This is a genomic window from Labedaea rhizosphaerae (assembly GCF_004362825.1).
GTDB classification, from domain to species: Bacteria; Actinomycetota; Actinomycetes; order Mycobacteriales; family Pseudonocardiaceae; genus Labedaea; species Labedaea rhizosphaerae.
The window spans coordinates 306,738-321,619 of sequence record NZ_SNXZ01000006.1; the positions used below are offsets into that span (position 1 = coordinate 306,738).

The 14,882-nt window shown below is 70.6% G+C and carries 11 protein-coding genes; 5 read left to right on the plus strand and 6 right to left on the minus strand.

Annotation, left to right across the window (positions count from 1 at the left end; translation table 11 throughout):
- Positions 1 to 8: 8 nt before the first annotated feature.
- The 4 genes from EV186_RS30425 to EV186_RS30440 form a co-directional block, all read right to left on the minus strand.
- Complete coding sequence (locus EV186_RS30425) at positions 9 to 497, minus strand: hypothetical protein (protein WP_133852907.1); 489 nt, start codon at positions 495 to 497, stop codon at positions 9 to 11.
- Between the two features lie 38 nt (positions 498 to 535).
- On the minus strand, positions 536 to 2,635 hold the full coding sequence (locus tag EV186_RS30430) for a GGDEF domain-containing protein (protein ID WP_133852908.1): 2,100 nt from the start codon (positions 2,633 to 2,635) through the stop codon (positions 536 to 538).
- 79 nt (positions 2,636 to 2,714) lie between these two features.
- On the minus strand, positions 2,715 to 3,521 hold the full coding sequence (locus EV186_RS30435; protein WP_133852909.1) for an SAM-dependent methyltransferase: 807 nt from the start codon (positions 3,519 to 3,521) through the stop codon (positions 2,715 to 2,717).
- 105 nt (positions 3,522 to 3,626) lie between these two features.
- Complete coding sequence (locus EV186_RS30440) at positions 3,627 to 4,259, minus strand: SACE_7040 family transcriptional regulator (protein WP_133853114.1); 633 nt, start codon at positions 4,257 to 4,259, stop codon at positions 3,627 to 3,629.
- A 133-nt stretch (positions 4,260 to 4,392) separates the two neighbouring features.
- On the opposite strand from EV186_RS30440, the gene EV186_RS30445 reads away from it, so the two are divergent.
- From EV186_RS30445 to EV186_RS30460, 4 genes are all read left to right on the plus strand, one after another.
- Complete coding sequence (locus EV186_RS30445) at positions 4,393 to 5,181, plus strand: SGNH/GDSL hydrolase family protein (protein ID WP_133852910.1); 789 nt, start codon at positions 4,393 to 4,395, stop codon at positions 5,179 to 5,181.
- A gap of 124 nt (positions 5,182 to 5,305) precedes the next feature.
- A complete protein-coding gene (locus tag EV186_RS30450; protein WP_133852911.1) occupies positions 5,306 to 6,919 on the plus strand; it encodes a carboxyl transferase domain-containing protein in 1,614 nt (537 codons plus the stop codon).
- 38 nt (positions 6,920 to 6,957) lie between these two features.
- Positions 6,958 to 8,928, plus strand: coding sequence for an ATP-binding protein (locus EV186_RS30455; RefSeq protein ID WP_133852912.1), 1,971 nt, complete (start codon positions 6,958 to 6,960; stop codon positions 8,926 to 8,928).
- Entirely contained in the window at positions 8,925 to 10,076 is a 1,152-nt protein-coding gene (locus EV186_RS30460; RefSeq protein ID WP_133852913.1) for an acyl-CoA dehydrogenase family protein, read from the plus strand. The genes EV186_RS30455 and EV186_RS30460 overlap by 4 nt, the downstream gene beginning before the upstream one ends.
- Positions 10,077 to 10,274: 198 nt before the next feature.
- Here the strand turns inward: EV186_RS30460 and EV186_RS30465 are convergent, their stop codons facing one another.
- Positions 10,275 to 12,152: a 4-alpha-glucanotransferase gene (locus tag EV186_RS30465; protein WP_133852914.1), complete on the minus strand. Its 1,878-nt coding sequence runs from the start codon at positions 12,150 to 12,152 to the stop codon at positions 10,275 to 10,277.
- Positions 12,153 to 12,226: 74 nt separating this feature from the next.
- Between EV186_RS30465 and EV186_RS30470 the strand changes: the two genes are divergently transcribed.
- A complete protein-coding gene (locus EV186_RS30470; RefSeq protein ID WP_133852915.1) occupies positions 12,227 to 13,282 on the plus strand; it encodes an alpha/beta fold hydrolase in 1,056 nt (351 codons plus the stop codon).
- A gap of 158 nt (positions 13,283 to 13,440) precedes the next feature.
- On the opposite strand, the gene EV186_RS30475 is transcribed toward EV186_RS30470, so the two are convergent.
- Positions 13,441 to 14,832, minus strand: coding sequence for an FAD-dependent oxidoreductase (locus EV186_RS30475; RefSeq protein WP_133852916.1), 1,392 nt, complete (start codon positions 14,830 to 14,832; stop codon positions 13,441 to 13,443).
- Between the last annotated feature and the right edge of the window lie 50 nt (positions 14,833 to 14,882).

Below are 14,882 nucleotides of genomic sequence, written 5' to 3' on the forward strand. Positions count from 1 at the left end.
GCCGAAGGTCAGTCCTCCAGGGCGGAGCTGATCCACTCGGGCACCGGCAGGTCGCGGCTCAGGCACTCGGCGGACAACTTGATCGTCCATCGCAGCGCCTGGACCAGGACGCTGATCATCTCGTCCGGCTCCGCGTTGGACAGGGCGATCTCGATCTGCTCGGCCGCCGCTTCGCTGTCGCCGTGGACCTCGGCCAGCAAGGTGCGCACCGCGGTCCGGACGGGTGGGTCGGCGTCGTCGATCGACACCTCGTGACCCTCGTCGTCGTAGACCTGCATCTTGACCGGGGCGGTGCCGCCCGAACCGAGTTCGGCCACCATGGCGCTGCATTCGTGGAACAGCAGCAGCATCAGGTCTTTCGCTTCACCTTCACCGTCGCGCAGCACGGCGGCGAGGCGGTCGAGCGAGCCCTCCTCGTCACCGTTCTGCATCGCCGCGAGTGCACGGCTCGCGGTCAGTCGGATCCGGTCCTGGCGATCACCGTCTGCGGGGTCCACGCCCTCATCTTGTACCAGGCGCGCCCGTCGGGGCGAGATCAACCGGCGTCGGAGAAGCGCGCCATCATGTCGTGCACGTCACCCGGGTCGCCGAAGACCAGGCCGGTCGCGGTGTGCACGCCGTGGTCCGACCACCACGCGGCCTCTTCCTCGTCGCGCACGCCGTCGACGCACACCTCCGCGCCGATCCGCGCCACGGCCCGCACCAGCTCCACCGTGCCCAGCACCAACGCCGAATCTGCGGACCGCTGCGGCGGGCGCACGTCGCCGAACACGTCGGTCAGGACCACCGATCGCGCCTCGCTGCCCGCCAGCAAGTCCAATTCGAGCGGTCCGCCGCGGAACGAGTGCAGCGCGACCCGGACTCCATTGGACGCCACGGTGAACAGGTTGTCCGGCGCGGTGCCCAGGCCCTCCGCCACGGCGCTCGTGTCGAACGCGATCTGCAGGAACTCCGGTCCGACGGCACTGCGCGCGACCGCTTCGTTCACCGCCGCGACCAGGTCGCCGTCGGCGGACTGCGCACGCGACAACCGCACGCGCAACACCGACTCCTTCGCGTTCGCGGTCGCCGCAAGCGCTTGCCAGATCGGCAGGTGTCCACACGCTTCACCGAGCAGCCACGGTCCGACTTGCACGGAGAGCCCGGTCAGCTCGGCCAGGCGCACGCAGTCGTCGTGCGCGATGACCTCGGCGTCGCGCGGTTGCCAGACCACGCCGGCCAGCACACCGACGCCCTTGCGGTCGCTCAGCCGGACCACCGGGCTGTAGTCGAGGGTGACCTCACCGGTCTCGAACGCACCGGCCAGCATGGCGGCCCGCTCGAAGTCGGCTTTCTCCGTGGCGTCCTCGGGCTTGTCGTAGTCCGACCACTGGCGCAGCCCGCTGCGCTTGGCCTTGCGCAACGCCGACTGGGCCGCGCCGAAGAACTCCACCGCGTCGGTGCTCCACAGCCGGCCGACCGCGCCGATGCTCGCGCCGACCGCGATGCCGTGCTCGCCGAGGTAGACCGGCTCGGCGAGTTCCGCGTGCACGGCCCGGATCATGTCCTCAGTGGACGGTGTGGTCGGACCGTTCTCCACGAGCACCGCGAACTCGTCGCCGTCGATGCGCCCGAACTCGGCCTTCTCGTCGGCGAACACGCGCTGCAGCTTGTCCGCGATGGACACCAGCAGCTCATCGCCCGCCTCGTAGCCGAAACCGTGGTTGACCACCGAGAAGTTGTCGATGTCGATGTGCAGCAACGTGATCGCGTGACCCGGCGCCGCGCGGCCGAGCACGGACTCCACGCGGGACTTGAAGAACTGCCGGTTGTGCATCCCGGTCAGCCCGTCCTTGCTGGTCAACGTCTCGATCTGGCGCTGGAGCAGCTCCAGTTCGCTGTTGTCCTGGACCATGGCGACCAGGTACGACGGCGCATCGTCGTCGTCGCGCAGCAGCGACAACGCGACGTTGGCCCACACCTCGTCGCCGTCGTCCTTGACCAGTTCGGCCTTGGTGATCATCCGGTCCGGCCCGTCCGCGCGGAACGCGTTCGCGACCTGCCCGCGGGTCGCGACGGAGAACAGGTCCGTGAGCACCCGCTGCTCGAAGTCGGCGGGCTTGCAGCCGATGATCTCCGCCAGCGCCGGGTTGGTCTGCAGGAACTTGCCCTCGAGGTCGGTGATCGCGATGCCGAGCGCGGAGGACGTGACGACCTCGCGGAACCGGTTCTCTGACTCCCGCAGCTCGGCCTCGCTGCGCCGGGTGGCGTCGAGCAGCGCGCGCTTGACCTCTTCCTGCTGGTCGAGGGTCCAGCCGCGGATCGCCTCGGCGTAGCCGGCGGCCAGCTCACCCATCATGGCGACGACCCGGTCCGCCGAGCCGCTCTCCGCCAGCAGGGCGTCGCTGAGCACGGCGATGGACTGCTGCAGGGTTTCGTGCCCGGTGAACTTGGCGCGCACGAGCCGGCGGCCGAGCTCGGCGGCGGGCGCCGCGGTGAACGGCTCGGCCGCCACGGTGTCGAACAGGGTGGTGATCAGGTCGAGCAGGTATTCGTGCAGCTCGACGGCCGACATCGGCACGTAGACCGTCGAGCCGATGGCACGGGCCCAGGTACGCGCGAGCGCCACGCGTTCGTCGCGTCCCTGGCTGGACATCACACCTCGAACGGGGGCCTGTAACGGGTAACGATCAGATTACTCAGTTGCCATGTCTATCGCGCATCCAGCGCAAGGGTTACTTCTTTCGGGCGACACCGGCGTACTGGCCGTCCCGGCTGGGATCGTCGCCCCCGTCCATCGTCGTCTCCGGCCGCCACAACGAAATCGGCACCAAACCGGGGTCCACGAGGTCGAAGCCGGCGAACAGCTGGGTGATCTCGTCCTTCGATCGGGGGAACACGTTGTTCTGCGTGGTCTTCATGGTGTCGACGAGGCCGTCGCCGGTCGAGTGCACCAGGTCGTCGGTGAAGTGCGAGACGGCCAGGTGGCTGCCGGGGGCGAGGGCGTCGCGGTAGGCCGCGATCACCTGGAACGGCTTGCGCTGCGGCGGGATGTAGTGGAAGAGCGTCAACGCCAGCAGGCCGATCGGCTGGTCGAAGTCCAGCAGGCCACGGATTTTCGGCGAGTCGAGCACCAGGTGGGGCTCGGTCACGTCCGCCATGAGGATGGCCGTGTTGTCCACCCCGGCCAGGATCATCTCGCTGTGCGCGACCGCGACCGCTTCGTAGTCGACGTAGGCGACCTTCGTGCTCGGGTCCACTTGGTGCGCGATCTCGTGGACGTTGCCGACCGTGGGGATGCCGGAGCCCAGATCGAGGAACTGGCGGATCCCTTGCGACATAAGGAAAAGCACCGCGCGACGGAGGAAGGCCCGGTTCAGCGTGGCGATCCGGCGCACGCCGGGGTCGACGGCGAGCAGGCGATCGGCGACCGCGCGGTCCGAGGCGAAGTTGTGCGCGCCGCCGAGCAGGTAGTCGTAGATGCGCGCCGCGCTGGGGAGCTCGGCGTCGACGCCGGGCGGCATCCAGTCGGGGGTGGTCATTTTGGCAAGGATAGCGGGCGCCCCCAGGCCCGTAACCGCCGGACGGGTGGCGTTGTTTCCGTTGACTGCCAAGCGTTTGCGGCTGTGTTGCGGCTGTGTTTGCGACTAATCGAGGGACAGCGCCGCGGACGTCGCGGACGCCGGCGTGGCCGCGCCACGCACCGCGGCCAGCGCCATCCCGGTCAGCAGCGCGGCCATCTGCTCGCGGTCGAGGTGCCTGCTGTGCGGGGTCGAGTTGATCAGGCCGAACACGGCGTGGGCGGCCGCGCGTGCGGCCGGTTCGTCCACGTCGGGCTGCGCGGCGCGGATCGCGTCCACCCAGATCTCCACGTAGCGCCGCTGCAACGCCCGCACGCGACGGCGGTCCGGATCGGTCAGGTTGCCGAGGTTGCGTTCCTGCACGGTGATCAACGCCGGGTTGTCCAGCGCGAAGTCCACTTGGAACCGGACGAGCTCGCCGAGCAGGGTGCGTGGCTCGGCGCCGGTGTCGGCCCGGGTCTGGCCGCCGTCGAGCAGGATCTCGCTGATCGACGTGAGCATCTCGCCGAGCATCGCGTCCTTGGAGCGGAAGTGCCGGTAGAGCGCGGGCCCGGACACGCCGACGGCCGAGCCGATGTCGTCGATGCCGACGCCGTGGAAGCCGTGCCGCGCGAAGAGCTCCGCGGCCGCGGCGAGGATCTGGTCGCGGCGACGCTGCTTGCCCGGGGGCTTGTCGGGCGCGTCCGGCGGCGGGGAGATCACCCCCGCGATGGTACTGGCCGGGAGTTAGCAAGCGCTAACACTTCTCGAAAATTGTCAACATGACGCTACCGGGATTGGAAATTCGCTGGTAATTATGCAAGGCGTGTCCACCGTCACATGGAGGGTCCCCATGCGTGTGCTCAGACTTGCCCTGCTCCCTGTCCTCGCGTTAACCGCCATGCTCGCGTTCACGCTCCCCGCGTCCGCGGCCGGCGACAACTACGTGGCACTCGGCGACTCCTACTCCTCCGGCGTCGGCGCCGGCTCGTACCTCAGCGACAGCGGCTCCTGCAAGCGCAGCCAGAACGCCTACGCCGAGCTCTGGGCCAGCTCCCACTCGGTCAACTCGCTGACGTTCGTGGCCTGCTCCGGCGCGGTCACCTCGGACGTCATCAACAGCCAGGTGAACTCGCTGTCGTCGTCCACGTCTCTCGTCACGATCACCATCGGCGGCAACGACGCCGGGTTCGCCGACGTCATGGAGACCTGCAACCTCGGCTCCGACCAGGACTGCGTCGACCGGGTGAACCAGGCGAAGGCCTTCGCGACGAGCGAGCTGCCCGGCCGGCTCGACAACACCTACAACGCCATCCGTCAGCACGCGCCGTACGCCCGGGTCATCGTGCTGGGTTACCCCCGCATGTACGCGGTGCCCGGTAGCTGCTGGGCGGGCCTCAGCGACACCAAGCGGTCGGCGATCAACAGCGGTGCGGACACCGTCGACCAGGTGACCGCCGGTCGCGCCTCGGCGCACGGCTTCACCTTCGGCGACGTCCGCGGCACCTTCGGCGGCCACGAGCTGTGCTCCGGCAGCCCGTGGCTGCACAGCTGGGCGTGGCCGGTGGACGAGTCCTACCACCCGACGGCCTCCGGTCAGAACGGCGGCTACTACGCCGAGCTCCGCTCGATCACGGGCTGAGTCGCGCGCGGTACAACGGCGGTCGTCCCTGCGGGGACGGCCGCCGTTGTTGTGGACGCAGACGTTAGTCAGCGCTAACATGAGGTCGTATGGTTAACGATGACTAACCTCGCACGGGAGTGAGATGGACGCGCCCGTCCTGCGCAGTGCCGCCGACCCGGCCGACCCCGCGTTCCAGCGTTACCGCAAGGAGCACGGAGAGCTCGCCGTCGAGCTGCGGGATCGCATCGCCAAGGCCAGCCTCGGCGGCCCCGAGCGCGCCCGCGCCCGCCATGTGGAGCGCGGCAAGCTGCTGCCCCGCGACCGGGTGGACTCGCTGGTCGACCCCGGTTCGCCGCTGCTGGAGCTCTCCCCGCTGGCCGCGAACGGCATGTACGACGACGAGGCGCCCGCCGCGGGCATCATCACCGCAGTCGGCCGGGTGTCCGGGCGCGAGTGCGTGATCGTCGCCAACGACGCCACCGTCAAGGGCGGCACCTACTACCCGATGACGGTCAAGAAGCACCTGCGCGCCCAGGAAGTCGCGCTGCACAACAACCTGCCGTGCGTCTACCTAGTGGACTCCGGCGGCGCGTTCCTGCCCCGCCAGGACGAGGTGTTCCCCGACCGCGAGCACTTCGGCCGGATCTTCTTCAACCAGGCCACCATGTCGGCCAAGGGCATCCCGCAGATCGCCGCCGTGCTCGGCTCGTGCACGGCAGGCGGCGCGTACGTCCCGGCCATGAGCGACGAAGCGGTCATCGTGCGCAACCAGGGCACGATCTTCCTCGGCGGCCCGCCGCTGGTGAAGGCCGCGACCGGCGAGGTCGTCACGGCCGAGGAGCTCGGCGGCGGCGACGTGCACTCGCGCGTCTCCGGGGTCACCGACCACCTGGCCGACGACGACGGCCACGCACTGCGCATCGTCCGCTCGATCATCTCCACCCTCGGCCCGCGTGCCGAGCGGCCGTGGGACGTCGTGGCGACCGAGGACCCGGTGGTCGACCCCGGCGAGCTCTACGGCGTCGTGCCGACCGACTCGCGCACGCCCTACGACGTGCGCGAGGTCATCGCCCGCGTGGTCGACGGCAGCCGCTTCCGCGAGTTCAAGAAGGAGTACGGCTCGACGCTGGTCACGGGGTTCGCCCGCATCCACGGCCACCCGGTCGGCATCGTGGCCAACAACGGCGTGCTGTTCGGCGAGTCCGCGGTCAAGGGCGCGCACTTCATCGAGCTGTGCGACAAGCGCTCGATCCCGCTGGTGTTCCTGCAGAACATCACCGGGTTCATGGTCGGCCGCGACTACGAGGCCGGCGGCATCGCCAAGCACGGCGCCAAGATGGTCACCGCCGTCGCGTGCGCGCGGGTGCCGAAGTTCACCGTGGTCATCGGCGGCTCCTTCGGCGCGGGCAACTACTCGATGTGCGGGCGGGCGTATTCGCCGCGGTTCCTGTGGATGTGGCCCAACGCGCGGATCTCGGTGATGGGCGGCGAGCAGGCCGCGTCCGTGCTCGCGACCGTGCGCCGCGACCAGCTCGAAGGTCGTGGGCAGGAGTGGAGCGCCGAGGACGAGGAGGCGTTCAAGGCCCCGATCCGCGAGCAGTACGAGGACCAGGGCAACCCGTACTACTCGACCGCCCGCCTGTGGGACGACGGCGTGATCGACCCCGCCGACACCCGCAAGGTGCTCGGGCTCGCCCTGTCCGCCGCCGCCAACGCCCCGCTGGAGCCGGTCGGCTACGGCGTCTTCCGGATGTGAGCGCAGTGTCAATGCTCGATTCTGCAAGCAAATCTTCGGTGTTCGACAGCATTCTCATCGCCAACCGCGGCGAGATCGCGGTCCGGGTCATCCGCACCGTGCGGGCCATGGGCCTGCGCTCCATCGCCGTCTACAGCGACGCCGACGCGGACGCCAAGCACGTGCGCGAGGCCGACGACGCCGTGCGCATCGGCCCGGCCGCCGCCCGGGAGAGCTACCTCTCGATCGAGCGGATCCTCGACGCCGCAAGGCAAACCGGCGCGCAGGCCATCCACCCCGGCTACGGCTTCCTCGCCGAGAACGCGGCGTTCGCGCGGGCCTGTGCGGACGCGGGCATCGTGTTCATCGGCCCGCCCGCGTCGGCGATCGAGGCCATGGGCGACAAGATCCGCGCCAAGCTGACCGTCTCGGCCGCAGGCGTGCCCGTGGTGCCGGGTCGCACCGAACCCGGCCTGTCCGACGCCGAGGTGCGCGCGGCCGCGATCGAGGTCGGCTTCCCGGTGCTGCTCAAGCCGTCGGCCGGTGGTGGCGGCAAGGGCATGCGGCTGGTGCACGAGGAGTCCGAACTGGACGGTGCCATCGAGTCGGCCCGGCGCGAGGCCCGCGGCTCCTTCGGCGACGACACGCTGCTGGTGGAGCGGTTCGTGCAGCGGCCGCGGCACATCGAGATCCAGGTGCTCGCCGACACGCACGGCAACGCGGTGCACCTGGGCGAACGCGAGTGCAGCCTGCAGCGACGGCACCAGAAGATCATCGAAGAGGCGCCGTCCCCGCTGCTGGACGCGGCGACCCGCGAACGGATGGGCGCGGCCGCGGTCAATGCGGCCAAGGCCGTCGACTACACCGGCGCCGGCACGGTCGAGTTCATCGTGTCGGCCGACCGGCCCGACGAGTTCTTCTTCATGGAGATGAACACGCGGCTGCAGGTCGAGCACCCGGTCACCGAGCTGGTCACCGGCATCGACCTGGTCGAGCAGCAGATCCTGGTCGCCGCGGGCGAGCCGCTGGGGTTCTCGTCGGTCACCTTGACCGGGCACGCCGTCGAGGCCCGCGTCTACGCCGAGGACCCGGCGCACGGCTTCCTGCCGACCGGCGGGACGGTGCTGGCGCTGCGCGAACCGTCCGAGGTCCGCGTGGACTCCGCGCTGGTCACCGGCGGCGTGGTCGGGTCGGACTACGACCCCATGCTGGCCAAGGTGATCGCCTGGGCGCCGTCGCGAACCGCCGCCCTGCGCAAGCTTTCCGGCGCGCTCGGCCGGACCGCCGTGCTGGGGCTCGGCACCAACGTGCCGTTCCTGCGTGCGCTGCTCGCCGATCCCGACGTGGTCGCGGGCACCTTGGACACCCAGCTGGTCGAGCGCAAGCTGGACTCGCTGGTGGCGCAGGAGGTCCCGGACGCCGTGTTCGTGGCGGCCGCGCTGGACCAGCTGCTCGCGGTGCGTCCGACCGGGGCCGTGGTCGATCCGTGGGACGTGCCGGACAACTGGCGCCTCGGCGGGCGCGGCGGCACGTCGTCCCGGCTGGCGTGCGCGGACCGGCAGGTCACCGTGCGGGTCACCGGCGGCGCTTCGGCGGCCTCGGTCGTCGTCGACGACGGGCCTGCGGTCGAGGCCTCCGCCGACTGGGACGGCGACGACCTGGTTGTGCGCATCGGCGCACGCGTGCACCGCTACCTGCGCCACGCCGACGGCGATGTGCTGTGGCTCGCCGCCGACGGGCAGGTCTGGCCGGTGGCCGAGCACTCGATCCTGGAGGGCGAGGCCGCGGCCGGTGCCCTCGGTGGCCCGCTGGTCAGCCCGATGCCCGGCACCGTGCTGCTGGTCAAGGCGCAGCAGGGCGAGCAGGTCAGCGCGGGCCAGCCGTTGCTGGTCATCGAAGCCATGAAGATGGAGCACACCATCGCCGCACCGGTCGACGGCGTGCTCACCGAGATGCGGGTGCAAGCCGGCCAACAGGTCGCGCTCAACCAGCCCGTCGCCCTCGTCACCCCCTCTGAGGAGCAGTCATGATCGACCTGAGCATCGGCGAGGAGTACGAGGCGCTCCGCAAGACCGTCGAGGAGTTCGCGCGCGAAGAGGTCGCGCCGGTGATCGGCGGGTTCTACGAGCGCGAGGAGTTCCCGTACGACCTGATCGCCAAGATGGGCCGGATGGGCCTGTTCGGCTTGCCGATCAGCGAGGAGTACGGCGGCATGGGCGGCGACTACTTCGCGCTCTGCCTCGCCCTGGAGGAGCTGGCGCGCGTCGACTCCTCGGTCGCGATCACCCTGGAAGCCGGGGTTTCCCTTGGGGCGATGCCGGTCTACCGCTTCGGGTCCGCATCGCAGAAGGAGACCTGGCTGCCGGCCCTGTGCCGTGGCGACCGGCTCGCCGCGTTCGGGTTGACCGAACCGGGCGGCGGCTCCGACGCGGGCGCGACGAAGACCACGGCACGCCTCGAAGGCGACGCGTGGGTGATCAACGGCAGCAAGAGCTTCATCACCAACTCGGGCACCGACATCACGTCGATGGTGACCGTGACCGCGGTGACCGGCCAGGCCGAGGGCGGGCGCAAGGAGATCAGCGCGATCATCGTGCCGTCCGGGACGCCTGGGTTCGGCGTGGAGAAGAAGTACTCCAAGGTCGGCTGGAACGCCTCCGACACGCACGGTCTGTCCTTCTCGGACTGTCGCGTGCCCGAAGGCAACCTGCTCGGCGAGCGGGGCCGGGGTTACGCCCAGTTCCTGTCCATTTTGGACGAAGGCCGGGTCGCGATCGCCGCGCTGTCGGTGGGTCTGGCGCAGGGGTGCGTCGACGAGTCGCTGCGCTACGCGCACGAGCGGGAGGCGTTCGGCCACAACATCGGCCACTACCAGGCGATCCAGTTCAAGATCGCCGAGATGGAGACCCGCACCCACACCGCGCGCCTGTCCTACTACGCCGCCGCGGCCAAGATGCTGCGCGGCGAGCCGTTCAAGAAGGAAGCCGCCATCGCCAAGCTGGTGTGCTCCGAGGCAGCCATGGACAACGCCCGCGACGCCACCCAGATCTTCGGCGGTTACGGGTTCATGAACGAATACCCCGTGGGCCGGTTCTACCGGGACGCCAAGATCCTCGAGATCGGTGAGGGGACGAGCGAGGTCCAGAAGATGCTCATCGCTCGCCACCTCGGCCTGTAGTCGAACCCGCCGGCTGGGTGGCGATCCCGCCCAGCCGGCGGGTTGTCCACAGGCTTGTGGTTGTCCCCAGATCCGCCCGTGCACGGTTCCCCTGCTTGAATCCCGGTAGACTGGCTCCGGGGTCGCCCCCCGGTGAGGGTGGGGGATCTCTCAACTCAAGAGGCGCCGGAGACTGTTGACGTGCAAGGGAAATCGTCGTCAGTGGTGTTCGCTCAGGGCCGCGGCGATGGTCCGCACCCGTGGATCGGCGAGGAATTCTTCCAAGGTCAACGGCAGGGGGATGCGCCAGTTCGGGTACTGGTCCACCGTCCCCGGCAGGTTCGGCTGGCGCACCTGGCCGACCACATCGGCCGGTGAGGTCAACACCAGCTGCGAGGCCGCCGTGCCCAGAAGCTTGTGCAGGGCCAGCACCATGTCGTCGGTCGGGATGCCTTCCGCGCGCAACAAGGCGGTCATCGCCGAGCGCTCGGCCGCGGCGCGCTCGTACTCCGCCGCATCGGAATCGGTCAGCAGCCCGAGCGCCGAGCGGATCCGCACGTGCTCGGCCTCCAGCCACCCGGTCACCGTCGGCAGGTCGTGGGTCGACACGCTCGCCATCGCCTGCTCGGTCCACTCCCGCGGCGGCACGAACGGCTGACCGGGCCGGACCCAGTTCCGCTGGAACCACAGGACCGCCGAGCTGAGCATCCCGCGTTCATGCAGCGTGGTCGTCACCGTGGGCTGCACGGTCCCGAGGTCCTCGCCGACCACCACGGCGCCCGCCCGGTGGGCCTCCAAAGCCGCGATCCCGATCATCGCCTCCGCGTCGTAGTGCACATAGGTGCCACGCGAAGCGGGCTCGCCCGGCGGGATCCACCACAGCCGCCAGAGCCCTGCCACGTGATCGATGCGCACGCCGTCGGCATGGGTGAGCACGCTGCGCAGCATGTCCCGCAGCGGCGCGTACCCCAAGCGCGCCAACCGATCCGGGCGCCACGGCGGCAGGTTCCAGTCCTGGCCCTGCTGGCTGAACGCGTCCGGCGGCGCACCCACGCGCACGTCCGCGGCGAACGCGTCGCGGGCCGCCCACGTGTCCGCGCCGCCGGGGTGCACGCCGACCGGCAGGTCGTGAATGACGCCGACGGCCATGCGCGAGCGGTCCTGCACGGCCGCCAGCTGCGCCAGGCACTCCTGCTGCAACCACACGTGGAAGGCGACCCGCTCCTCGGGCGCGCTCGCCGAGGCCGGGTCCTGTTCCGACGCCGGCCACGAGCGCCAGTCCGGCCCGTGCTGCTCGGCCAGCGCGCAGAACGTCGCGAAGTCACGCAGATCCGGCGCGGGATCGACCCGCTCGGCGAAGGGCCACAGCAGCTCCAACGCCGAACGCTTCGCCGCCCACACCGAGTCGTAGTCGATCAGTTCCGACGACGGGGGCCGCAACGCCACCACGGCCGCGCGCGTCGCCTCGTCGGCCCGGCCGAACGCCGCCGTGTCGGTGATGCGCAGGTACAGCGGGTTCAGGAACCGCCTGCTGGCGGGGGAGTACGGCGAGCGCTCCACCGGGTGCGTCGGGCTGACCGCCCGCACGGGGTTGACCAGGACGACGCCGGCCCCGCTGTGCTCGGCGATCGACGCCAGGTCGCCGAAGTCGCCCATGCCCCACGACTCGGCCGAGCGCATGGCGTACAGCTGCAGCATCCAGCCCCACGCCCGCGGCACCGCCGGAAGCCGTTGCGGCACAACGACAAGCGTCACCTCCTGGGTGTCGGTGCGCAGCCGGTGCCAGCCGAGCGGCAGGTCATCGGGGATGGCGGTGACCGCGCGGGTCGTGCCGTCCTCCAGGGTGATCTCGGCCGGCCCGTCCAGCGGGCGCGTCGCGCCTTCCCGCACGACCACCGTCGGGGGCAGCGCGTCGGGCGCGGACCGGAGCTCCGCTAGGGCCGCTCGCACCGCGGATGGGGTGCTTGCGTCCACATCGAGTTGGGCCAGGATGGCGATCACCACGTCTTCGTCGACGGTGACCTCGACCCGGTCTGCGTTCTCATAGCTGGTGGCCACCCCGTGGGCGGCGGCCAGCTCGGCGAGTTCGGCGTGCACGATCTCACTGTGTACAGGATTTGATGTGTCCCGCTCGAACCCGGAGGATGACAGCGTCGACGAGGGGAGCTCCGATGGCGTCCGCACCGCAATGGCTGGCCAGTGCCGCGTCCAATGTGGTCGCCAAGACGGTCAACGGCGGCCTCGCTGACCTGCGGCCGATGCCCCGCACGCTGATCGACCGCGGCCCCAACCGGTCGGTCTACCGGCTGGCGCCGCGCGGCAAGACCCTCGACGGCCCGCCGGTGCTGCTGGTGCCGCCGCTGGCCGCGCCCGCGTTGTGCTTCGACCTGCGCCGCGGCTGCAGCCTCGCCGAACACCTGGTCACCGGCGGCCGACGCACCTACCTGGTGGACTACGGCACGGTCGCGTTCTCCGACCGCGGCCTGGGCGTCGAGCACTGGGTGGACGAGGTGCTGCCACGCACCATCCGCGCGGTCAGCGAGGACGCGGGCGGGCAGCCGGTGCACATCGTCGCGTGGTGCCTGGGCGGGATCTTCTCGCTGCTCACGTCGGCCGCGCAGCCGACGCTGCCGGTGGCCTCGATCGTGTCGGTCGCCGCGCCGTTCGACATGACGGCCGTCCCGCTGTTCGCGCCGATCAAACCGCTGGCCAACGTGGCCGACGGCCTGCTCTTCACCGCCGCGTACCGCCTGCTCGGCGGCGCGCCGCGCCAGCTGGTGAAGCGGGTGTTCCAGCTCTCGGCCATCGACAAGGTCGTGACCAAGCCCTACGCGATCCTCACCCACCTCGACGACGCCGACTTCCTCGCCCAGCTCGAGGCCGTGGACCGGTTCACCGACAACATGATCGCCTACCCGGGGCGCACGTTCGGGCAGATGTACCACCACTTCTTCCGGGCCAACGACCTAGCCAACGGCGCCGTTGACCTGGGTGGACGCCGGATCGCGCTGTCCGAGGTGAAGCAGCCGGTCCTGGTGATCGCCGGGCGCGGCGACTCGATCGCGCCGCAACGGGCCGTGCACCGGCTGGTCGAGGTGCTGGAGAACGCCGAAGACATGCGGTTCGAGGTCTGCCCGGGCGGTCACCTCGGCGTGCTGACCGGCCGCGCCGCCCGCAATTCGACCTGGCGCCACATCGACGACTTCCTGGACGAGCGCACCGCCTGACTCGGCCTCGCGGCGACCACCAGCGCAGCATCCCTGGATGACTCGATCCGTAACCTCGACACCCGGTTTCTCCGAGTCGATACACTACGCATTCGAATATTATGTTTTCGTAGTAAATGGGTGCAGTGGTCGTCGCGGTAGAAGAGCTCGGGCCCGGGTCAGCCGGCGAGCAAGGCCAGCAACTCCGCGCGGTCCGGTCCCAGCTTGGGCGGCGGGGGAGCGTCGTCCAGGTCGGCGATGGCCTGCTTCACCTCGGGCCGGGCCAGCACCTCGGGCACGAACGCCATGCAGTTGATGATGTCGAGCATCCCGCGGAACGCGTCCGCCCGGTAGCTGGCCGCGATCTGCAGCCGATCCATGTCCGACATCATCCGGCGCACGCCCCGGCCGTCGCGGGCGGCGGCCATCTCGGTGACGCGGTCGCGGTCGGCGGCGGCCTGCGTGCGCACGAACGGCGTCACGTGCTGTTCGGTGTCCTCGTCCATGGCCAGCACCAGGGCAAGCGGGTCGTCGGCGTACTCGCGCACGACCCGGCGCAGCACCTGCGCGTGCACCAGGCCGGTGCTCAGCCCGCGACCGGCCGACGGGTTCGTGCACGCCCACGCGTCGCCGATGGCGACGAAGCCGGTGGCCACCGGCCGGCCGTCGACGACGAAGCGGCGGTAGCGGTCGAGGATCCCGGCCATCGCGATGACGTCGGAGACCGCGGTGCCGTCGAGCCAGTGTGCGTGCCGCGGGCACGCGCCGAGCACGCGGTCGAACGCGGCCGGGTCGCGCGCGGCTTTGAGTTCGGTGTCGTTGGACAGCCCGTAGAGGGTGATCGACCACGTGTCGTTGTCGCCGTCGAGCGTCAGGATCGAGAAGCTGCCGATCGCGGTCAGGCCCGCGGCCTTGCGCACCGGGCGCTGCGCGCCGGTGAAGTAGCGGGTGTAGTACACGAAGCCGCGATCGCCCGCCTCGACGACCGGCGGGGTCGCGTTGATGCCGGAGAGCCAGCGTTCGGCCGGCGAGCGGCGCCCGGAGGCGTCGACCACGAGCTCGGCCGGGATGCGTTCGCCGTCGTCGGTGCGCACGCCGGTCACGTGCGGCACCCCGGAGGCGATCGAGCGCCCGGTCACCAGCGAGTGGACCCGCACGCCGCGCCGCACGGTCACCCCGGGCTTCGCCTGGGCGTGCGCCGCGACCACGGCCTCCACCACCGGGCGGCGACCGGTGACGAAGCGCAGCACGTCGTCGCTGTCCCGCGGTTCGAAGTCGGTGATCGACGGCGGCCGCGCGGCGACCGGGTCGACCCACGCGCAGCCCGCGGCCGCGAGTTCGTCGGTCAGGCCCGGCAACTCCGCGTCGGCGACCCGGCGGAACCGCGCGAACAGGTTGTGCGGCTGGCGGAACTGCGCCACGCCGGGGCGGCGCCACGACGTCCACGCCTGTGCCGCGGCCCGCACTTCTCCGTCGGACTCGAGCACGGTGACCGTGTGCCCGTCGTCGGCCAGCATCGCGGCCGCCGACAGCCCGATCACGCCTGCGCCGCACACGACGATCGATGCCATGGCAGGACCCTTCCCTCGGTGTCCCCTTGGGAAGAGAAGTGCGCCGAACG

What these genes read in the sequence shown, in the direction of transcription:
- EV186_RS30430 (WP_133852908.1), bottom strand. Translation starts at nt 2,635, where the DNA reads ATGTCCAGCCAGGGACGCGACGAACGCGTGGCGCTCGCGCGTACCTGG.
- EV186_RS30435 (WP_133852909.1), bottom strand. Translation starts at nt 3,521, where the DNA reads ATGACCACCCCCGACTGGATGCCGCCCGGCGTCGACGCCGAGCTCCCC.
- EV186_RS30445 (WP_133852910.1), top strand. Translation starts at nt 4,393, where the DNA reads ATGCGTGTGCTCAGACTTGCCCTGCTCCCTGTCCTCGCGTTAACCGCC.
- EV186_RS30450 (WP_133852911.1), top strand. Translation starts at nt 5,306, where the DNA reads ATGGACGCGCCCGTCCTGCGCAGTGCCGCCGACCCGGCCGACCCCGCG.
- EV186_RS30460 (WP_133852913.1), top strand. Translation starts at nt 8,925, where the DNA reads ATGATCGACCTGAGCATCGGCGAGGAGTACGAGGCGCTCCGCAAGACC.
- EV186_RS30470 (WP_133852915.1), top strand. Translation starts at nt 12,227, where the DNA reads ATGGCGTCCGCACCGCAATGGCTGGCCAGTGCCGCGTCCAATGTGGTC.
- EV186_RS30475 (WP_133852916.1), bottom strand. Translation starts at nt 14,832, where the DNA reads ATGGCATCGATCGTCGTGTGCGGCGCAGGCGTGATCGGGCTGTCGGCG.